Origin of the sequence: Bartonella sp. CM120XJJH (assembly GCF_042194715.1) — a bacterium.
GTDB lineage: Bacteria > Pseudomonadota > Alphaproteobacteria > Rhizobiales > Rhizobiaceae > Bartonella.
In genome coordinates, this window is record NZ_JBHINE010000010.1 from 1 (window position 1) to 20,740 (window position 20,740).

The 20,740-nt window shown below is 38.1% G+C and carries 16 protein-coding genes and 1 tRNA gene; 12 read left to right on the top strand and 5 right to left on the bottom strand.

Translation table 11 applies throughout. The features are described from left to right. Window positions 1–252 precede the first annotated feature (252 nt). Window positions 253–327 (bottom strand) — tRNA-Gly (locus ACFIKU_RS05490). Between the two features lie 185 nt (window positions 328–512). On the opposite strand from ACFIKU_RS05490, the gene ACFIKU_RS05495 reads away from it, so the two are divergent. From ACFIKU_RS05495 to ACFIKU_RS05525, 7 genes are all read left to right on the top strand, one after another. Next, window positions 513–1,490, top strand: coding sequence for an ABC transporter substrate-binding protein (locus ACFIKU_RS05495; protein WP_375656911.1), 978 nt, complete (start codon window positions 513–515; stop codon window positions 1,488–1,490). A 62-nt stretch (window positions 1,491–1,552) separates the two neighbouring features. Next, a complete protein-coding gene (locus ACFIKU_RS05500; protein ID WP_375641205.1) occupies window positions 1,553–2,449 on the top strand; it encodes an ABC transporter permease in 897 nt (298 codons plus the stop codon). Continuing rightward, window positions 2,442–3,236, top strand: coding sequence for an ABC transporter ATP-binding protein (locus ACFIKU_RS05505; RefSeq protein ID WP_375656912.1), 795 nt, complete (start codon window positions 2,442–2,444; stop codon window positions 3,234–3,236). The genes ACFIKU_RS05500 and ACFIKU_RS05505 overlap by 8 nt, the downstream gene beginning before the upstream one ends. 4 nt (window positions 3,237–3,240) lie before the next feature. Further along, complete coding sequence (gene holA, locus ACFIKU_RS05510; protein ID WP_375656913.1) at window positions 3,241–4,281, top strand: DNA polymerase III subunit delta; 1,041 nt, start codon at window positions 3,241–3,243, stop codon at window positions 4,279–4,281. Between the two features lie 1,945 nt (window positions 4,282–6,226). Next, window positions 6,227–7,156, top strand: a complete 930-nt coding sequence (locus ACFIKU_RS05515) for a prephenate/arogenate dehydrogenase family protein (RefSeq protein WP_375656914.1) — start codon at window positions 6,227–6,229, stop codon at window positions 7,154–7,156. Between the two features lie 409 nt (window positions 7,157–7,565). After that, entirely contained in the window at window positions 7,566–8,420 is an 855-nt protein-coding gene (locus ACFIKU_RS05520; RefSeq protein WP_375641199.1) for a YihY/virulence factor BrkB family protein, read from the top strand. Window positions 8,421–8,450: 30 nt separating this feature from the next. Further along, window positions 8,451–8,927: a YaiI/YqxD family protein gene (locus ACFIKU_RS05525; RefSeq protein ID WP_375656933.1), complete on the top strand. Its 477-nt coding sequence runs from the start codon at window positions 8,451–8,453 to the stop codon at window positions 8,925–8,927. A gap of 1 nt (window position 8,928) precedes the next feature. Here the strand turns inward: ACFIKU_RS05525 and ACFIKU_RS05530 are convergent, their stop codons facing one another. Beyond that, window positions 8,929–9,624 carry a TlpA disulfide reductase family protein gene (locus tag ACFIKU_RS05530; RefSeq protein ID WP_375656915.1) on the bottom strand — a complete coding sequence of 232 codons (696 nt, stop codon included), beginning with the start codon at window positions 9,622–9,624 and terminating at the stop codon, window positions 8,929–8,931. 32 nt (window positions 9,625–9,656) lie between these two features. Here ACFIKU_RS05530 and argH point away from each other — a divergent pair, with 32 nt between their 5' ends. The 5 genes from argH (at window position 9,657) to ACFIKU_RS05555 (ending at window position 16,126) form a co-directional block, all read left to right on the top strand. Continuing rightward, complete coding sequence (argH, locus tag ACFIKU_RS05535; RefSeq protein WP_375656916.1) at window positions 9,657–11,057, top strand: argininosuccinate lyase; 1,401 nt, start codon at window positions 9,657–9,659, stop codon at window positions 11,055–11,057. Window positions 11,058–11,108: 51 nt separating this feature from the next. Further along, complete coding sequence (locus ACFIKU_RS05540) at window positions 11,109–11,288, top strand: LPS translocon maturation chaperone LptM (protein ID WP_375641193.1); 180 nt, start codon at window positions 11,109–11,111, stop codon at window positions 11,286–11,288. Window positions 11,289–11,296: 8 nt separating this feature from the next. Further along, on the top strand, window positions 11,297–12,577 hold the full coding sequence (gene lysA / locus ACFIKU_RS05545) for a diaminopimelate decarboxylase (protein ID WP_375641191.1): 1,281 nt from the start codon (window positions 11,297–11,299) through the stop codon (window positions 12,575–12,577). A 126-nt stretch (window positions 12,578–12,703) separates the two neighbouring features. Further along, window positions 12,704–15,133 carry a TIGR02302 family protein gene (locus tag ACFIKU_RS05550; RefSeq protein WP_375656917.1) on the top strand — a complete coding sequence of 810 codons (2,430 nt, stop codon included), beginning with the start codon at window positions 12,704–12,706 and terminating at the stop codon, window positions 15,131–15,133. A 252-nt stretch (window positions 15,134–15,385) separates the two neighbouring features. Further along, a complete protein-coding gene (locus ACFIKU_RS05555; protein WP_375641188.1) occupies window positions 15,386–16,126 on the top strand; it encodes a methyltransferase domain-containing protein in 741 nt (246 codons plus the stop codon). Between the two features lie 898 nt (window positions 16,127–17,024). On the opposite strand, the gene ACFIKU_RS05560 is transcribed toward ACFIKU_RS05555, so the two are convergent. From ACFIKU_RS05560 to tsaD, 3 genes are all read right to left on the bottom strand, one after another. After that, window positions 17,025–17,705, bottom strand: a complete 681-nt coding sequence (locus tag ACFIKU_RS05560) for a response regulator transcription factor (protein ID WP_375656918.1) — start codon at window positions 17,703–17,705, stop codon at window positions 17,025–17,027. Window positions 17,706–18,613: 908 nt separating this feature from the next. After that, a complete protein-coding gene (locus ACFIKU_RS05565; RefSeq protein WP_375641184.1) occupies window positions 18,614–19,048 on the bottom strand; it encodes an EVE domain-containing protein in 435 nt (144 codons plus the stop codon). 597 nt (window positions 19,049–19,645) lie between these two features. Beyond that, the gene (tsaD, locus tag ACFIKU_RS05570; protein ID WP_375656919.1) at window positions 19,646–20,740 is read right to left on the bottom strand and encodes a tRNA (adenosine(37)-N6)-threonylcarbamoyltransferase complex transferase subunit TsaD; all 1,095 of its coding nucleotides are present in this window, start codon (window positions 20,738–20,740) and stop codon (window positions 19,646–19,648) included.

The following is a 20,740-nucleotide window of genomic DNA, read 5'->3' on the forward strand; positions in this document are numbered from 1 at the left end:
TAATCCGATTCTGGCTCAAGAACTCATCATCTCAAATTGCGACTTTTAGAGGAAGAAAAAAAGATTCATGGAAGAGGTTTTAAATGATCTTTGAAAGACCTTTGAAGATCCTTTGAAAACACCTTTAAAACTCTTTGAGAAAAAATAAATTGCTACAAAACCTAGTGGCAAAATATACAAAACCCGCTGGCAAGCTACACAAGCTACAACAAGCTATAACTCCACACAAGAACGAATAAATACAAAATTCAATGGAGCGGGCGATGGGATTCGAACCCACGACCCCAACCTTGGCAAGGTTGTGCTCTACCCCTGAGCTACACCCGCTTACCGATTCGATATATGTCCTGTCTGTATGGCGTAGGCTTCTACGAATTGCAACAAAAAAATATCATTTTAGTTTGATTTATTTTGTCCATGTTTTAATAAAATGAAATAAAGATTGATTTTAGAAGATTCTTCAGTAATAGATTATTCCTTTTTTAATTTTGCATAGAGAGGGGTGGAGTATAATGTTGAAGAGAATAAATATATTAGGGATTATCATTGCAGCTGTTTTTATGATGAACAGTGTTGCAAAAGCGGATGACCAAGTTAAACACATTAAAGTTGCACTCACACAAATTATGATTCATCCTGCTGCGGATGCTGTTCGTAAAGGTGTGGAAGATGTTCTTGCAGAAAATGGTTATAAGCAAGGTGAAAATTTTCAACTTACTTTTTTATCAGCACAGGGCAATATTTCAACAGCAACGCAAATTGCACGTAAATTTGTTGGTGATAAACCTGATGTTATTGTAGCGATTACCACGCCTTCAGCACAAACAATGCTTGCGGCAACAAAAACAATACCTATCGTCTTTGCGGCGATTTCTGATCCGATCGGAGCTAAAATCGTTTCTTCGCTTACCAAACCTGGCGGTAATATGACGGGGAGTTCTGATCGTATAGATGTTGCAGAAAGTGTTAAACTTTTACAAGAAGTAAAACCAAATTTGAAAAAAATAGGTTATCTCTATAATGCTTCTGAAGCAAATTCTGTTTCAACACTTAAAGTGTTAAAGGATGTAGCAAAAAAGGTTGGAATTGAAATCATTCCTTCATCAGCACCAAAACCTTCAGATGTCCAAGCAGCAACACGGGCTTTAATCGGTAAAGTAGATATCATTTTTATTCCCGCTGATAATACGGTTCTCTCTGTTTTGGAGGGTGCAGTAAAGGTCTCACAGGAAGCAAATGTTCCTATATTTACTGTTGATGCTAACTCTATTGGGCGCGGTCCCTTTATGACGCAAGGTGTGAATTTCTATGATGTAGGGGCTGATGCTGGGAAGTTGGTTGTGCGTATTCTAAAGGGTGAAAAGCCTGGTGATATTGATGTTGTGCAGGCGGCTAATAATGACATTCGAATTGATATGAAAGCAGCAGAAAAAGCGGGGATTGTTATTCCGCAGGCAGTTATTGATCGTGCGACAAAAGTGATACGATAACTTTCATTGATAGGATATTGATACAATAAAATACGTTAAGTTTTCATGGGGATTGTCTTTACATGAATATATTTGCGTTTTCTGGCGCTGTGGAATTAGGTCTTATTTATGCGTTTGTGGCTATAGGGGTTTATCTCTCTTTTCGTGTTTTGGACTTTCCTGATTTAACAGTTGATGGCTCATTTCTTCTTGGGTCTTGTGTCTGCGGCGTCTTGATTCTTTTAGGTTTTAATGCATGGGCAGCTATGGCATGTGCTTTTTGTGCAGGCATGGTAGCTGGTTTATTAACAGCTATGTTGAATTTGCGTTTTGGTATTTTGAATCTTTTGGCTTCCATTTTAACAATGTCAGCACTCTATACGGTTAATCTTCGTATTATGGGAATTATGGGAGGATCTAATGTTAATTTAGCGCTTGCTGATACGGCGTTAACGCCCTTTTATAATCTGTTTGGTTTGTCTGATATTTTTGTGCGTCCTCTTTTCATTGGTACTGTATTGCTGATTATGGCGTTTTTGATTTGGCGTTTTTTGGAAAGTGAAATTGGTCTTGCTATGCGTGCAATGGGAGCTAATCCACGCATGGCGACGGCGCAAGGGGTCCATACGTCGGCGTTAATTTATTTTGGTATGGGGCTTTCAAATGCCTGTGTTGCACTTGGTGGTTCTCTTTATATTCAAACTGCGATTGCAACGGATATTACCGGTGGAATTGGAACAATTGTTTTTGGGTTGGCAGCTGTGATTATCGGTGAAACTCTCTTTCGTACGCGTAATATTTTTTGGATTATAATCAGCTGTATTGTGGGATCTGTGCTTTATCGTGTGGCGGTACAATTTGCATTTGAAGCAAATGGAATTGGTATTGATACGTCGACAGATCTTCAGTTGATTACTTCACTGTTGGTTATTTTAACCCTTATTGTGCCACGCTATTTTAGGAGGCGTAAACGTGATTGAGTTTTCTCATGTTGGGGTTACATTTAAACCGCAAACACCTTTGGAAAAACAGGCTTTGATTGATATTAACCTTAAAATTGATCAGGGTAGTTTTGTTACGGTTATCGGTTCAAATGGCGCTGGTAAATCAACCTTGCTCAGTGTTTTAGCGGGTGCAACGCTTCCCTCAACAGGGAAAGTGGTTATCAATGGGCAAAATGTTTCTAGGCAATCAGTCAGTGAACGCGCTGGAAAGGTTGCTTGTGTTTTTCAAGATTCGTTAGAGGGAAGTTGTGGCTCTTTAACAATTGAAGAAAATTTGGCTCTTGCTGCTCTTCGAGGAAATCGTCGTGGTTTGCGCTCGGCTTTAAACCATGAGAAACGGCAATTTTTTCGAGAGAAAATTGCTCAATTAGGCATTGGTCTTGAAGCATATATTCATAATCCTATGGACAGTTTATCAGGTGGGCAACGTCAAGCTGTTTGCCTTGTGATGGCAACATTAGCCCATGCGGATGTTTTATTGCTTGATGAACATACCTCAGCGCTTGATCCTGGAATGGCTGATTTTGTGATGCGGTTGACTGAAAAAATCGTTGAAGAGAAAAAATTAACGACTATCATGGTGACTCATTCTATGCGTCAGGCTCTTGATTATGGCGATCGCACCTTGATGTTGCATGGTGGAAAAGTGATTTTGGATGTCTGTCATGAAGAGCGTAAGGGCTTGGATGTCAATGATTTAATTGGCATGTTTCAGAAAGTTCGCGGGGAAGTTCTTGATGATGATGAACTGTTAATGGATTAATAGTGTGGTTCAGAAAAAAGCACATGAAGTTGATCAGTTTTTAATGCGTTTTTCGCGTGTTTTTCCTGTTGTTCTCATTTATGGGCCAGATCGTGGTCTTATTTGTGAGCGTGCACAACGTTTTGCAAAACTTACACAGGTAGCAATAGAAGATCCATTTTCGACAATTCGTTTGGATGCTGCTGAAATTGATAAAGATCCCGCACGTTTGGAAAATGAAGCGCGTACGTTATCGCTTTTTGGGGGAGATCGTTTGATATGGATCTCTAATGCTGCTAACCAAAAAGGTTTTCTTTCTGCCTTGAAGCTTTTAATTGAGAAGCCACCAGAGGCTTGTTTTATTCTCATTGAGGCTGGGGATTTAAAAAAAGGAACAGGGTTGCGCAATGCTGTTGAGACGGCATCAAAAGCAATGGCTTTGCCCTGTTTTGCAGATGATATGCGTTCTCTTGACGGTTTGATTGATGAGGTTTTGGGACAGTTTAAGAAGACTCTTTCTTTGGATGCACGTAGATGGTTGCATGAAAGTTTAGGGGCGGATCGCCTTGTATCACGAGGTGAATTAGAAAAGCTTTGTCTTTACGCTGCAAATGTTCATATTACTCTTGAAGATGTAAAAGCTGTTGTAAGCGATGTCAGTGCTCTTTCTCAAGATGAAGTCATTGATGCTCTTTTATTGGGTGATATATCAGGCTTTGAAGCGCATTTTAACCGACATGCAGCAGTGCATGGGGCGCTTTTTTTTATTTTGAATACAGCTCAAAGGCATTTTCAGCAATTACAGCTATTGCGTTATCAGGTAGAGGTTGAAGGAAAATCACCTTTTACGGTGGTTTCTCAAGCGCGGCCTCCCATTTTTTTTCAACGGAAAAAGATCGTTGAACAAGCTTTAAAATATTGGAAGTTAGAACAAATTTCTTATGCAATGGAAAGAATTCAGGGTGCTGTTTTAGACAGTCGTAAAAATCCACTTTTGGGTGAAGCTATCATTCGTCAAGTTTTGTTAGGGCTTACAATTATTGCACGACGCCAGATGGCAGCTTAACAGTTTAAAAATATGATGATTTTTTATTTTTAGTACGCCACAGAGGTATTTTCAGCAATTAAAACTTTTGTGTTAATCAAGTGGAGGTTAGTTGTATTTTTGAGGATGCGTTTGAAGAGCTTGAAAGTTTTATAGAAACTTTTCTTCAGAAAAATTATTTTTCTTCGAAAGGCAGTTTTTACAGGGTTTTATTATTTTGTTGTGTCGAAAAACACTGTTGGTTCGTGATATAGAGCTCAGGTAAAATTTTACGCATTCGGTGTTTTTGTGTGAGTATGTGGTGAATATTAGGCTAGTTCATAGCGCCTTAATAGGGGTAACACCCCTCATGCAAAACAGAGCATCTCAAACAACAGAAGACACTTGTATGGTAAATTCATACGCTTTCTTAGAAATATTTTTCAATGTGCGTCATATCTATTTTATGACGACGTTTGTGAATGGTGTAGAAGTAAAGTTCCTTGTGAAGAATATAAAATCCATAGAGCAACTCTATCGTTACGCTTAATAAAAGTGCAAGTCGACATTCATTATATACTTTGCTAGCCTCTAATGTTGCTGCAGTTTTTAGCATTGAGAGCGTTTTTCATCATTTTTTGCTTACATGTCTTCTTGTGACGTACAGATAAGGGATTTTAATTGATAAGAGGGGTTGTGATGGAAGAATTTTACAGTATTCGAAGTCATGATTCAAATTGAAAAAAATAATTATTTTTATAAATCAATATATTATAGATTAATTGAATCACTTAAAATAGTAATCCAGCGGAATCTTTTAGACAAGAAAATGAATTGTTTGCAGATCGGTATGAATTAAGAATCTTCGTGGGATGAGGAGAAAGTCAAAATAGATTATGATGAAAACGACAGTACCTATGGGGAGACTTTTATGTTTGATACAGAAATGATTTCTTAGCAATGAATGTGTTTCATAAACAGAGCTAGCTATTGTTTATTATTAATAATTCATAATTTTTCATATTGAATCAATCAGAACAATGTCTTTTGCACGTCATAAGTGGGGGGGCGTGTGAATAAAAACTGTACAAGGAAGCACTAAAAATGTCTCTTATGAATGCTCTCAAATTCCAAGGTTTTTCGCAACATTGGGGGTAGGCAAATATAATGGTAGTGTTTATTAAGTGTAAAGAGAGTCGTGCTTAATGGATTTATAGTTATAACATTTACGAACACTGTCGTGAGATAGGCTGGGGAGCGAGATGTTTTTTTAAAACAAACACATGAATTTGTAATCCAAATCTATTCTGTTTAGGGCATTCTGTTTTACGTGAGGGTTGTGACTCCATTGAAGGGATATTCGGTGTTTTTGTTATCAAACTTTTTCTTTATTAAGAGGGCGTGTTTTTCTCGTATTTGTTTGATTTACGGTATCAGAAATCGGGAGGGGAAAATGTTTTTAATGGTATTTTTTTGTATGCGTTGTTTTACGGTGTTTTCAATATTCGCAAAACTTGTGTTGATGTTGTAGGTGGAGGCATAATACGTTCTTATATAGGTCTAATGTATAAATTAATTGGACGTATCGGGATAATTGGGGAAGAGTTGGTGTCTGCTTACGCTTTTGATGTGTTTTTTGTGAGTAAATTAGTAAGATAAAGTAAACTTATGGGATTTTATGTAGAGTCGTTGTTATCCTAATTGAGAGTGCATTTTATTTTGTTTCGGTGATGCGCTTTGATCAGTAATTAAGAGGGAGTTTTAGAGCATGATGTTAGATTTCTCGTCATTTATTTTTTATGTATTTTCTAGGTAAAATGATCTGTTGTCAGCTTGCGCAGGTGATGATTGGTAAACTGCGTTATTCTTTATTCCCTAGTTGTCGTTTTTTAATGTTTTACGCAAAACTCTTGAACAAATAGACAGAAAAATTATGATTTTACAGTTGTCTTTATTGCCATTTGCAAAGAATCTTTAAAGGTGAAAGATGCCCCATATTCAGTTTGAAAAAATAGCACTCATTGGAATCGGTCTGATTGGGTCCTCTTTAGCAAGAGTGATTAAAAAGAAAAAACTTGCAGCTCAGATTTCTATTGCAACACGTCGTCAAGAAACATTGGAAAGAGCGCGTGAATTGGAGCTTGGGGATTTTTATACGACAGATAATGCAAAAGCTGTTGAAGGAGCAGATTTGGTTATTCTTTCTGTTCCTGTTGGGGCTAGTGCAGAAGTAGCAAAAACCATTCGTGATCATTTAAAACCTGGGGCGATTGTGAGTGATGTTGGTTCTACGAAATCGTTGGTTATTGCGGAAATGGCACCTTTATTACCAAAAACGGTTCATTTTATTCCAGGGCATCCAATTGCTGGAACGGAATATTCAGGACCGGATGCTGGTTTTGCTGATTTGTTTATGAATCGTTGGTGTATTTTAACGCCTTTTGCTGAGAGTGATGCTGCTGCTGCTGCACAATTAACAGCGTTTTGGGAAGCTTGTGGTGCGCGTGTCGAAAAGATGGATCCTAAACATCATGATCTTGTTTTGGCTATTGTTTCGCATTTGCCGCATTTAATTGCTTATAATACTGTTGGGACAGCGAGTGATTTAGAAAAGGTGACAAATTCAGAAGTCATTGCTTATTCCGCTTCAGGTTTTCGTGATTTTACCCGTTTGGCATCTTCTGATCCTGTTATGTGGCGTGATATTTGTTTGCATAATAAGGATGCTATTTTAGAAATGTTGAGCCGTTTTAGTGAGGGGCTTTCTTTTTTAGAGCAGGCAATTCGTTTAGGAGATGGTGAGACATTGTTTAATTTTTTTACACGTACGCGTGCTGTACGTCGCAATATTATTGATGCTGGACAGGAAATTGATGCTCCTGATTTTGGACGTCAGAGTGTTTCTAAAAAAGGGTGAGTAAAAGCAAGGGGTTTGTGTTGAATTTCGTTGGTTTTTTCTAGAAATCGATAAGAAGTTTTTTCTCTACTCAGTCATAGATTGCAATAAAAAAGAGTGGCGATTGCTTCGATACAGATAACCATGACTTCAAAAGGTCTTATGTGTGCACGATCATCTTGCTTAGATCGCTATAGGGCATATGATGTACAGAAGAGTTTACTGATCTGTAGAAGAGACAAAAAAATGAAATCGTTGTAGAACTTCATAGAGTGGGTTATTGTTTTGGTTTTGGTATAAAGCAGGCTTGACCGTATTGATTATTGCCCTTTATACTACAACATTGCAAAATATTTATTTGCAGAGTTTTGATGATTTTTATAAAACTTGAAATAGACTGAGGAAGAGTTTTACCAGAAAGTATTGAGTTTTGTTAAAAAATATCTTTTGGTATAGCTATCGTATTTTTGGTGACGCAGTAAGTCATTATTGGCGTGATAATGGTAGTGCTTTTGCAAGCCATGTTGCGCTATCGGGGCTTTTAGCATTTTTCCCTTTTTTTATTTTTGGAACATCGTTTGCTCGTTTTCTAGGTGCTTTTACTTATACACCGCAAAAAATTAAAGCACTGGTGCAGTTATTGCCTGATGTTATTGCAGAGCCTTTATCTCAGGAAATTGTCAATGTTTTAACCATTCATCGAGGAGGTGTGTTGACGCTTTCTGTCATTGGAGCGGCTTATTTTGCTTCTAATGGGATAGAGGCTTTGCGTACGGCTTTAAATAAAGCTTACCGTGTTACTGATCGACGGAGTTTGTTATTTTGTCGTTTTCAAAGTCTGTTTTTTGTAATCCTTGGAGCTGTTGGTCTTGTTGTGATTAGCTTTTTATTGATTCTGACGCCTTTGTTGATCAAAATTATGCAAAACCATTCTTTTTTTATGACTGAATATATTGCTGCTATTCGTGTATGGCGTTATACAGTTGCAATCGTTATTTTGTTTATTAGTCTTTTGATTGTTCATAAGTGGCTTCCAGCAGGGCGGCGGAAATTTATAGATATTTTACCAGGAATAGTGGTGACAATGTTTATATGGTTTATGGCTTCTATCGCTTTTGCGCAATATTTAACGATGTTTGATTATATTTCAACCTATGCAGGGTTGGCATCTATTATGGTTGCTATTATTTTTCTTTACATATTGAGTGCAATTTTTATTTTGGGAGGAGAAATAAACGCGGCAATAATGTTTTATCGCAAGGATTTGCAACATTCAGATGAATGAAAGAGCTTATTATTGCTTGAAAGCCAAGGTATGAGTATCCCAATAAAGCCTGCTATCACTTTGTTGATTGATGCGGATGCTTGTCCTGTAAAAGATGAAGTTTATCGTGTGATGAATCGTTATCAGCTTAAGACATTTGTTGTGGCAAATCGTTCTTTGTCCCTTCCAGATGAAGCACTCATTGAAAGAGTGGTCGTTGCTGGTGAATTCAATGGTGCTGATGATTGGATTGTAGAACATGTGCATGAGGCAAGTATCGTTATTACCAGTGATATTCCTTTAGCAGCACGGGTTGTGCAAGCTGGGGGTTTTTGTCTTTCGCCAACGGGGCGTATTTTTGATGTAAATTCAATTGGTCAGGCTTTGGCGATGCGCAATTTGATGGAAGATTTGCGTGGACAGGGCAGCATAACAGGTGGTCCCCGTCCTTTTTGTCGCAAAGACCGTTCTGCTTTTTTGTCAGCACTGGATCTCATTATACAACGTTTAAAAAGACGCGGTTATTAGGTTATAGGGCTTCTTTAATGACTGCTTTTATAAGTGCTTTGGCATCGTCATTGACCCATGGAGCAGCACCATTGAAGGAAGCAATGAGATATCCCTCTTTATCGATGAGCAATGTAACGGGGAGTCCTAAAGCGAGCCCTTGTTTTCTAACATTGTTGAAAATATCCATTGTTTCATCGCGATAGTAAAGCAAATTATCTGAATGAATATTCTGTAAAAATTGCTGAATTTTTTCAGGAGAAGCAGTTTTATCGATATTAATAGCTATGACATCAAAGTTTTCACCACCTAATTCACGTTTTAATTGCGCAAGTTCGGGCATTTCTGTGCGGCAAGGTGCACACCAAATAGCCCATAGATTGACCAGCATTGGTTTTCCAGTAAATTCGCTGAGAGTGTGCTCTTTTCCTTGAATATCCTTGAAAGAGAGTTTATTCATATCTGAGGGCGTATCAGCAAATCGTATGTGGCTAAAAAAGCCTTTTGCTGCTTTTCGTATCGCCATCATTTTTTCTGCTCGTGCTTTATCAGTGTTTATTTTTTGTGCTTGTGCTGCTGAAATGAAATTGAAAAGAAAAGACTCTCTTTTGGTATCGTAGTTTATGGTTGCGTATAAACTCAATGCAATGATAAAGAATGCAAGAGAGAATTGCCTTTTTTTATTGTTTTTTTTGCTGATGAAAATTTGAAAAATCATAATTTTGTCCTTTGGATGGGTATTTTCAGAATATGACAGATGAGAAGTTAAAGAACCAAATGTGGGGTGGTCGGTTTGCGGCAGGTCCTGCTGCAATTATGGAAGAAATTAATGCTTCTATTGATTTTGATCAAAAACTTTATCGACAAGATATTGAAGGTTCTCTTTCTCATGCGGCTATGTTAGCGCAAACGAAAATCATTTCACAATCAGATTATGAAAAAATTGCTCATGGTTTGAAACTTATTCGCCAAGAAATTGAAGACGGTAAATTTGTTTTTTCACGAAAGCTTGAAGATATTCATATGAATATTGAAGCACGACTGAGCGAATTGATTGGTCCTGTAGCAGGGCGTTTGCATACGGCGCGTTCACGCAATGATCAAGTTGCTGTTGATTTTCGCTTGTGGGTGCGTGAAGCAACGCAAAAGATAGCACAAGCTTTGAAAGGATTAATAGAGCAATTGCTTATTCGCGCAGAACAACATGTTGATACTTTTATGTCAGGCTTTACGCATTTACAATTGGCTCAACCCGTAACATTTGGTCATTATATGATGGCTTATGTTGAAATGTTTGGTCGAGATTTATCGCGGACGCATGATGCCCTTGAGCGAATGAATGAATCGCCTTTAGGGGCGGCTGCTTTAGCGGGGACAGGCTTTCCGATTGATCGTTTTATGACAGCAAAAGCGCTAGGCTTTCGAGAACCTACACGCAATTCAATTGATAGTGTTTCGGATCGTGATTTTGCATTGGAATTTTTAAGCGCTGGTGCTCTTTGTGCGATGCATCTTTCGCGATTGGCAGAAGAAATAATTCTTTGGTCAAGTGAACAATTTTGTTTTATTCATTTATCAGATGCCTTTTCAACGGGTTCGTCTATTATGCCACAAAAGAGAAATCCTGATGCGGCCGAACTTGTTCGGGCTAAAGTAGGCAGGTTGAATGGTGCATTAATGGGGCTGTTAACGGTGATGAAAGGATTACCGCTTGCTTATTCAAAGGATATGCAAGAAGATAAAGAATATGTGTTTGATGGGGCTTTGAGTTTGGAATTATCACTAGCAGCAATGACAGGGATGATTGCTGATTTGAAAGTGAATAAAAAAGCCATGAAACAAGCAGCGGATTTAGGGTATGCAACAGCTACAGATTTTGCTGATTGGCTTGTGCGCGAATCAGGGATTCCTTTTCGCGAAGCACATCATATCACAGGATGTGCTGTGGCATTAGCAGAAAAAAAACAGTGTCGCCTTCATGATTTATCATTAGATGAACTTCAAGCAATTTGTCCTGATATTAATGCGACACTTTTTGATGTTTTGACCGTTGAAAAATCTGTTGAAAGTCGTAAAAGCTTTGGGGGAACAGCACCTTCAGAGGTTCTTCGGCAAATTGCGTATTGGAAAAAGCGTCTCGTGAGCGTTTGAGTGATTGTATTTTAAAGGTAAAAAAGAGATCGAGATGAGGAAAGAGGACAGATGAAAATTATATTAAAGGGGTTGATGATTGTTCTTTTGGGGGGCTTGGGTATCGTTGGGTGTGGGCGTAAAGGGTCATTAGAGTTACCTCCTTCACCAGGAGTGAATTCTTCACAAGGAACTTTTGTTCCTCAAGGCAAAACAGATAAACCTTTTATTCTTGATAGGTTGATACAATAGGGATTTTTATGCGTTTTTTTTCTTATCATCAGGGTGTGCTCCACGCTGAAGGTCTTTCGCTTTTGGAACTTGCGCGGAAAGTTGGAACACCTTTTTATTGTTATTCAGCTAGCTCAATCGTTGCACATTTTAAAGATTATCAGAATGCATTTCATGATATGCCGAGTTTAATTGCTTATGCGGTTAAAGCGAATTCCAATCAAGCGGTTTTACAACTTTTAGCTAACAATGGAGCGGGAGCTGATGTGGTCTCAGAAGGGGAATTACGGCGTGCACTTGCTGTTGGTATTCCTGCGCAGAATATTGTTTATTCTGGTGTTGGTAAAACAGTGAAAGAAATAGATTTTGCTCTTGCACAAGATATTTATTGTTTTAACGTTGAATCAGAGCAAGAACTTGAACAATTATCGGCGCGAGCTGATGCGCTTTCAAAAACGGCTCGGATTTCTTTACGCATTAATCCTGATGTGGATGCTAAGACTCATAAGAAAATTACAACAGGCAAGTCTGAGAATAAATTTGGTATTCCTTTGTCTTTGGCGGGTGATGCATATAAAAAAGCAGCCCAATTGCCCGGTCTTCATGTGTGTGGTGTTGATCTCCATATTGGTAGTCAAATTTGTGATTTAAAACCGTTTGAAGATGCATTTGTTATTGTTGCAGATTTTGTGCGTCAATTATGGAATAATGGTTATGCGATAACCCATATCGATATTGGGGGCGGGCTTGGTATCCCTTATGGTTATGAGCAGCATCCAGTACCTTCTCCTTTTGAGTATGCAGAACTGGTAAAGAAATATATTGCTCCTTTAGGGATTAATATTATCTTAGAACCTGGGCGTAGTATTGTTGGTGAAGCCGGTGTGTTGGTGACATCGGTTGTGTATTTAAAAAAGGGGGAAGGACGAAATTTTGTTATTGTTGATGCGGCGATGAATGATTTCATGCGTCCAACGCTTTATGATGCGTGGCAAAATATAATGCCAGTGAAAAAAGCACCAGTAGATGCCCCTCTGATTAATGCTGATATTGTTGGTCCTATTTGTGAAACTGGTGATTATTTAGGCTTGGAACGTTCTTTACCAGTGTTGAAAGCGGGTGATGTTTTGATGTTAACAGGAGCGGGGGCTTATGGCGCAGTGATGGCAAGCACTTATAATAGTCGACTTTTGGTGCCGGAGGTTCTGGTTCAGGATACACGTTATGCAGTTATTCGTCCACGCCTTGATTATGCACAATTGATAGGCTGTGATCATGTTCCAGATTGGATTGAACCCAAATTAGATTGAGCATTATTAAATATTTTTGGTCTTATTTTTACTAAACTTTGATGAAACAATTTATTTTCTAGAAATTGTTTTGTATGGGGTTTATGATCTTAATGCACCACGATAAAAGGGGATAAATGCTTGTTTATGAAAAATAAAAACATTAAAGGCTTTGCAATGAAGCTTTTGTGTGTGCGCATTTTGATGTGGGGGATCCTTTCATTTGAACGGATGTGGGTGCGGTTGTTGCCATTTTTCCTTGTTCTTAGTCTCTTTTGTTCGTTTAGCTGGTTGGGACTTTTTGGCATTTTGGGCTATTGGTCACATTTGCTCTTACTTGGGATTATACTTGTTTGTGCTGGGGCGAGTTTATTTTTTCTTATTCGTTTTCGGTTTCCCACAATGCGGGAAGTAAATTGCCGTCTTGAACGCGTCAATGATCTTAGACACCAGCCTTTGAATATTCAAACAGATCGTTTATGTTCTGAAAATGATGAAGATTTTAGTGCTGTTATTTGGCGTGAACATCAACGCCGAATGGCAAAGCAATTATATCATTTAAAAACTGGATTTATCTCTCTTAATAGTGCGGATTACGATCCTTTTGCTTTGAGGGCTTTGTGTGCTCTTCTTTTTGTGTGCTCTTTTAGTTTTTCTTTTGGTTCACAAGGGGGGCGTTTGGCTGATGCCTTTGATTTTCGTCCTGTCGTTGATGAAAAACTCATGCGGATTGATGCTTGGGTAACACCACCTGCTTATACCGGTGTGGCACCGATTTATTTGACAAAAGATGAGAAAACACAACTAGAAATTCCTGAAGGGAGTAATGTTGTTGTGCGTGTTGTCAATGGAGCTGGCATTACAGTAAAAGCAAAGTCTGTAGAAGATGGGAGGGAAGTTTCGTTTTCAGAGAAAACGGAACAAACAGCTTTGAATGATCCAATTGTTCATTTTGAAACACATTTCAAGCATTCAATGAATTTATTTGTATCATCACGTCGTAAAAAACAGCAGTGGCATTTGCAGATGGTTAAGGACACGCTTCCGACAATTCATTGGCTGGAAAAACCAGGGCGGATTTTAACGGGATCGTTAGAGTTACGATATATGGTGGATGATGATTATGGTGTGACAAAGGCTTTTGTTGAAATAGAGCCTTTTCTTCCTCAGAATAAAAGTGCTTCTTCTCTTTATAATGCTCCGGAAATAGAGCTTCTTCTTCCGCGTGGTGGAAAGGGAAAAATGCGGATGGTGCAAGATATATCAGCGCATCCGTGGGCGGGTTCGCAAGTCAAAATTACTTTGGTGGCAGAAGATGGTGCGGGGCAGAAAGGACGTAGCAAAACTTTTGTCATGACATTACCGCAACACGTTTTTTCAAATCCTGTTGCGCGTGCGGTGAGTGAATTGCGTCGTTTATTAGCGCTTGATGCTTCTGCGAGAGAGCGTGTATTGGATATGCTTTCTGCTTTGCTTGTACGTCCAGAAAAGGGGTTGCAAAATGCAATGCATTTTCTTGTTCTACAAAGTGCGTGGACAAGACTTTCTTTAGCACAAACAGAAGAGGATTTGCGTGGTGTGGTGGATTATCTATGGCAAATTGCTTTGGGTATTGAAGATAATCAGCTTGAATCCGTGCAAAAAAATTTAAAACAAGCACAAGCTGCTTTACGTGATGCACTGCGTTACGGTGCTTCAGCGGCAGAAATTGAACGGCTTATGGCAGATTTACGTCAAGCTATGGATGAGTATATCCGTGCTTTGGCTGAAAAAGCACCAGATAGTCAAGTTTCTAAAAATTCTAAAAGCTCAAAAAGTCCTAATCTTTCTGAAGCTACATTACAAGAAAAGCTAAATTTAATTGAGGAAATGGCTAAAACGGGCTCTTCTTTAGCAGCTGAACAACTCTTGGCGGAAGTTGAACAGACGCTTGATCATTTGCATGTGCAAAAAGGCAATCAAAATGAGGGAGAAAAAAGCCAATCTGCACAAATGAAAGAAAAGATGGACCAGCTTGGGGATTTAATGCGTCGTCAGCAAGAAATTCTCAATGAAACACATCAGTTAGAGATGGAACAAAAACGCGGAGAAAATGTGCCGGAGACACAAAGCAGATCTTTAAAAAAACGTCAAGCTGAATTGCAGTCTGAATTATCAACATTGGAAAAAGAATTATCAGAACAAGGATTTGAAACAGGGGGCGCATTGAAAAGGGCAGAAGAAAAAATGAATTCTGCGGAAAATGCTCTTGATAATGGAAATCATCAGGTATCTATACAAAATCAGTCTGATGCTTTGGAATCTTTGAGGCAAGGTGCACAAAATGTTTTGAAAAAAATGCGCGAAGCACTCAAAGAAACGGGAGATGATCAAAATGCTGGTTTTGGTCCTAAAGATCCGTTAGGACGCCCACTTTCTTCAAAAACAGATGAAGAACAAGAAGGTGAGGCACTACCACAAGAAAGTGATCAAATGCGTACGCGGCAGATTTTGGATGAAATTCGCAAACGTCTTGGTAAAGAGCATATTCCAGAAGAAGAAAAAAACTATCTTGAAAGATTGCTTCGTTTTAATTAACCAGTGTTGGCTTTTTTCTTAATTGATGTCGGAAACAGTGTATGAAGAACTTCTATGGGGTTCATCTCCAAGAAAATGATTAAAGCGCTTGTAACGCAATAATCATCCTTTTGTACTGATTTTTTGATCATTTAAGTTTAAAATATGAAATATTGAAATGTTCGCTATTGCGGAAAAAGGACAGAAGTCCATATAAGTTGGGTATATGAAAATCTGTAATGTTTGAAATTTGTTTCTACATGGTAGGTTGAGTTGGATATCGTTACGCTGAAAGATTTTTATACTTCTGCACTTGGTTTGCGTGTACAAAAGACGCTGTGTGACCAATTGAATTTATGGTGGCCTGATCTTACGGATAAACGGATTATGGGGTTGGGTTATGCACTTCCTTATCTTTCTATATTGCGTGAACGTGCCCAACAATGTTTTGCTTTTATGCCAGCTTCCCAGGGTGCTTCGTCTTGGCCTTGTGCGGAGCAAGTTGCTGCAGCGCTTGTTTTTGAAGAAGATTTGCCGCTTCCGGATGCGTCAGTTGACTGTATTTTATTGGTACATGCATTAGAATATACAGAAAATTCATTTGAAACGTTGAATGAAATATGGCGTGTTTTAGCACCCAATGGCCGCTTAATTGTTATTGTACCTAATCGCTCTGGCTTTTGGGCGCGAAATATTACTACGCCCTTTGGTTATGGCGAACCCTATAGTCGGCAACAAATTACTCGTTTGTTCGAAAAAACAAATTTTGTTTCTGGGCCAATACAAGAAATTGTACATTATATGCCTTCTACGAGTTATGTTTCGCGGTTGTTCTCATTTTTTTATGAGCCATTTGCACGCTATCTTTTGCCTTATTTTGGTGGACTCTTAATGTGTCAGGCACAAAAACGTGTTTATCAAGGTTTGCTCGTACAGCGTCGTCAGTCGCGACGTATTTTTATTCCTGCTTTATCACCACAAGTGCGGAATATTTTAATTTATAAAGATAATTAATCATTTTGCCATTGGCATAAGAACCGCAAATATAGAAGGATTCTCTTATTTCAATTTTTTGTATTTACAATCAAAAAATATTCTTTTGTACATTATATGTGGAATTGGCATGTGAATAAAAAATCTCAAGTATCTATATACCGAACCATATTTCATGAATAGTGGAAACATTTTAAGAGAAAAAAATGCTGATGTCTTCGTAAGCATAAAAATAGCAGAGTCTAAGGGATCTTGCATAATATGGTTCATGGTGGTTAAAAACTGTACAAAGAAGGATTAAAATGCTTCTTATGAACTATCTCAAGTGTCAAGGGCTATCTGCCAACATCGATATCTAACAAAGTGTGTGATAGTGCCAGCTTGTTCTTTTATAAGCGTAAAGACGGTGGTGCTCAGTGGCTTTATCGTTAGGATAAACATTTAGCGTTATATCATTAATTATATAACCTCTTAAGAGGAGATAAAATCATAAAGGATGGAGAAAAACTATAAAGATAAAAAACATCTCTTAATTTAGGTTCGTGAATGTGAGATAAAGCAGTGCGTGGAGCGGTATTTCTGAAAAAAATAATCATAAACATCACGCATCTAAAGATGATAGTTATGATCAAGAATGTCGTTAAAAGATATCACGATTATTTATATGCGGAACATATTAAAAATTTTAGAGAGAACAAAAGCATGTGAAGCAGAAGTTACAAAGTATATCGTGAGGTTTGAAAGCATTTTTGTTTCTGGTTCTCATGTTGGAATATTTCGTTTTTATTCATAATGTTATATATTTTGTCATAAGAGTAAGTTCTATGTAATAGCATTCCAATTATATGTGAAGTTTTTTCATCTCGCTTTTGTTTTCATTTAGGATATTAAAATTATTTTTGAAACAGTAAATCTCGAATTAAAGATTTAAACGATAACCATTTTGATCTGTCATGAGAATTTGTGCATTAGAAGGATCTTTTTCGATTTTTTGTCGCAAACGATAGATGTGGGTTTCTAAAGTATGGGTGACAATATTTTCATTATAACCCCAAACTTGTTCTAACAATGTTTCACGGCTGACAATTTTATCATTGGCATGATAGAGACATTTAAGAATTGCTGCTTCTTTTTCTGTGAGACAGATTTTATTGTTACATTGATCAAGAAGAAGTTTTTGTCTTAGTTTAAAAGTATAGGGTCCAATGTGAAAGGTTGCATCTTCATTTTGTTCATATTGGCGCAGCTGTGCTCGAATTCTCGCTAATAACACCGCAAAGCGAAAGGGTTTTGTCACATAATCATTGGCGCCTGTTTCAAGATCTAAAATATTATCGCAGTCTGTATCATAATTCGTTATTATGATAATAGGGGCACGAAATCCTTGGGTGCGTAATTGTTTCACGGCTTTGCAACCATCAAGATCAGGAAGTTCAAGTCCCAAAATAGCAAGATCAATATTTTCTTCTTGGATTATTTTCATTCCTGCTTTTGCTGTTTTGGCTTGGAAAATTTCAAACTCTTGATACATTTGCAATTGTTCTACTAAAACGGGGCGTAGATCATCGTCTTCAACAATTAAAAGAGTATAGTGGTTCATGTTTTTCCTTATAGGCATGTTGATGCACTGATTGGTAAAGAGTAGTTTCGTGAAAAATGAGATTTCATGCAAGAAAAATTAAAAGAGGAAAATTAAAAAAAGAGGGTCTCTAAAAATAAACTTTTATCATTTCTATGGTTGCTTGCTGAAAAGAAGGTATTTCCGTCTGCAGAGTATTTTATGTATTGGTTGGAAGCATTTTTTATGCTCTAGAAGGTGTTTTAGCCATTAAGTGTCATCATCTTTACGCTTATGGAGAAACAAGCCGACACTATCATACAGTTTGCCATCTCGTGGGTGTTGCGGACAGTCCTTGGCACTTGAGACGATTCATAAAAGGAATGTTTAGTCCTTTCTTTCACGTTTTTATCCATACGGAACCTTCTCCGCTTGTAATGTGCAAGCAAATAGCTTGTGATTAATTCAATATAAACAGGTTGGGAATGAGAGAAGCCTGCGGTATAAGAGACTTTCATCCAATATGCAAAACGGTGAATGCTCAATATGATGCGTTTTTAAGCGTGAAGAAAACTGTACAACACCTAGTACATATGCACTGTTTAGGAGAATTTCACGGTCATTTTATTTTTTTTTATCCACGTTCAGTTTTGTTTTTTGCTGCATTTGTGCGCGAAGGGTTCTGTGTGTGATGTTTGTGGTGTTGCTTATTATAATCGTTGAGTAAGCTTTGCCTTTAGCAATGCCGAAATGATACATCATAAAGAGGTTTTTTGTGTAATTTGGGAGGAAGACTGTATTGAGAAAGAGTGCAGGATAAAAATGACAAAGAAAAATATCATATTTATGCATTTAGCATGAGAATACCTTCAACAGAAGGATGTGTTGTGCTTATTCTTCTGCGCTATGAAGCATCTTTTTATATGAGTTAATGAATAAAAATTATTGTTTTAAGATAAAAGCATTTCACTTTTAAGGTTGCCCATCAAACAGACTTCTTTCCATTCATCTTCTGTCACGGGTTGTACTGATAAGCGGCTGGCTTTAACCAGCACCATATTTGCTAGTTTCGGATTGGCTTTAATTTGTTTTAATGAAACGGGTGTTGGCATGTCACAAAGTGCACGGATATCCACACATTCCCAGCGTGGATCAGAGCTTGTAGAATCATGGTGTGCTTCAGCACATATTTCTACAATGCCTACAATTTCTAAACCTTTATTTGAGTGATAAAAAAAACCTTTATCGCCATATTTCATGGCGCGCATATTATTACGGGCTTGATAATTGCGTACACCATCCCATTGTTCGCCATTAACTCCTTTTTTCTTTTGCATCTCCCATGACCATTTGTGGGGTTCAGATTTAAAAAGCCAATAAGCCATGAGTTCTCCTTTTTAATAGACTATTATGCATTCATAATATGCATTTTTATAAGCATCTTTGTAACACCATCAACGATGATTTTTAAAATGGGGTAAAGAACGGGCATTATCTGTTTTTTCTTGTTTCAAAATAACGTGTAGCAGAGAAACGCGATTCATTGATATTTCATGTTGTATAAAGGTATTTTGCTCTTTGCTTATCTTTGCAGCTATGGTTTGAAATGCGGTCACTATAAGAGTTTGTTGGAAAAATTAAGAAAATTGGTTCTAAAAAGCTTTAAGATTACAATGACAATGAAACGAATAGATAATCAAAGAATGACATTCATATCTATGCTTTGTGGGAGAGAGTAGATCTTATTATGCTGTAAAATACCGTCATTTGAAGTGTAATGATATAAGGCAGTTTTTTGAAACATGAAATTTTTTAGAATGTGTGGTGAATATTTAGGTTTGCGTATCGAGCTTTGGGTTAAGTGAATTGTGAGAGTGGGAAGCAGGTGGAATCCGCTCGATAGAGAGTTCGGACGATCTGTAGACCGGATTGAATAGAAATCTTCGTTTTTTAAGATGTGTGTGGGGGGAACGTCAATTTTATTATGCTTTTGTTCCACGGCGTCCCATTCCGATCAAGGGCGTGGCTTTTTCATCTAATGGCCAGCGTGAGCGGGGTGCAATGTCGAGAGAGCTTGTTTCTCCTCGTGCGAGTTTTTGTGCACCGGCAAAAGCAATCATTGCAGCATTATCGGTACACAAGGAAAGAGGAGGGGCTATAAATTCAAAACCATGTTGATGGGCAAGTTCTTGCAATGTAGAGCGAATGGCTTGGTTTGCTGCAACACCGCCCGCGACAACCAAAGCAGGAGAACGCTTTCTTTGATTATGAGAGAGGGGATATTGGTGGGTAAAGTGTTGTAGGGCTAGGTGAATACGATCATGTATCGTATCGGTCACGGCGGCTTGAAAACTTGCGGCAATGTCAGCAATATCATTTTCTGTAAGAGGAGCTATGGCTGTTGCGGCTTGTCGGACAGCAGTTTTGAGTCCGGAAAAAGAAAAATCTAACCGTTTTTCACCCTTTAAAGGGCGTGGAAGGGGGATGCGATTTTTATCACCAAATAAAGCTGCTTTTTCAAGTGCTGGTCCACCAGGATAAGGAAGACCTAAAAGTTTTGCAGTTTTATCAAAGGCTTCTCCTAATGCATCATCAATAGTGGTTCCTAAACGTTGGTAGTTGCCTACTCCATGAACAATGATTGTTTGTGTATGCCCCCCTGAAACCAAAAGTAATAAATAGGGAAAGCTGACGTTGTGCGTTAATACAGCTGTTAAAGCATGTCCCTCTAAGTGATTTACCGCAATAAATGGTTTGCCAGTGGCAAGAGAGAGTGCTTTTGCGCTCATAACGCCTACCAACAGTCCTCCTATCAAACCAGGTCCACTGGTGGCTGCAATGCCATCAATATCTTTTAATTTTGTGTTTGCTTCTGTTAGTGCTTGCAGAATTAAATGATCAAGAACTTCAACATGAGCACGAGCAGCAATTTCAGGAACAACACCGCCGTAAGGTGCATGGTGATCAATTTGGCTCCAAACAACATTGGAAAGAATTTGGCTATTTGATTCATTGTTATATTTGATGACAGCCGCTGCTGTTTCATCACAACTTGTTTCTATTCCCAGCAGACGCAT

Bases quoted from the DNA above. Each gene is read 5' to 3' on its own strand.
- argH (WP_375656916.1), top strand. From the start codon at position 9,657: ATGACAGATGAGAAGTTAAAGAACCAAATGTGGGGTGGTCGGTTTGCG.
- ACFIKU_RS05540 (WP_375641193.1), top strand. From the start codon at position 11,109: ATGAAAATTATATTAAAGGGGTTGATGATTGTTCTTTTGGGGGGCTTG.
- ACFIKU_RS05525 (WP_375656933.1), top strand. From the start codon at position 8,451: ATGAGTATCCCAATAAAGCCTGCTATCACTTTGTTGATTGATGCGGAT.
- ACFIKU_RS05515 (WP_375656914.1), top strand. From the start codon at position 6,227: ATGCCCCATATTCAGTTTGAAAAAATAGCACTCATTGGAATCGGTCTG.
- ACFIKU_RS05495 (WP_375656911.1), top strand. From the start codon at position 513: ATGTTGAAGAGAATAAATATATTAGGGATTATCATTGCAGCTGTTTTT.
- ACFIKU_RS05560 (WP_375656918.1), bottom strand. From the start codon at position 17,705: ATGAACCACTATACTCTTTTAATTGTTGAAGACGATGATCTACGCCCC.
- tsaD (WP_375656919.1), bottom strand. From the start codon at position 20,740: ATGCGTCTGCTGGGAATAGAAACAAGTTGTGATGAAACAGCAGCGGCT.
- ACFIKU_RS05565 (WP_375641184.1), bottom strand. From the start codon at position 19,048: ATGGCTTATTGGCTTTTTAAATCTGAACCCCACAAATGGTCATGGGAG.
- ACFIKU_RS05530 (WP_375656915.1), bottom strand. From the start codon at position 9,624: ATGATTTTTCAAATTTTCATCAGCAAAAAAAACAATAAAAAAAGGCAA.
- ACFIKU_RS05500 (WP_375641205.1), top strand. From the start codon at position 1,553: ATGAATATATTTGCGTTTTCTGGCGCTGTGGAATTAGGTCTTATTTAT.
- lysA (WP_375641191.1), top strand. From the start codon at position 11,297: ATGCGTTTTTTTTCTTATCATCAGGGTGTGCTCCACGCTGAAGGTCTT.
- ACFIKU_RS05550 (WP_375656917.1), top strand. From the start codon at position 12,704: ATGAAAAATAAAAACATTAAAGGCTTTGCAATGAAGCTTTTGTGTGTG.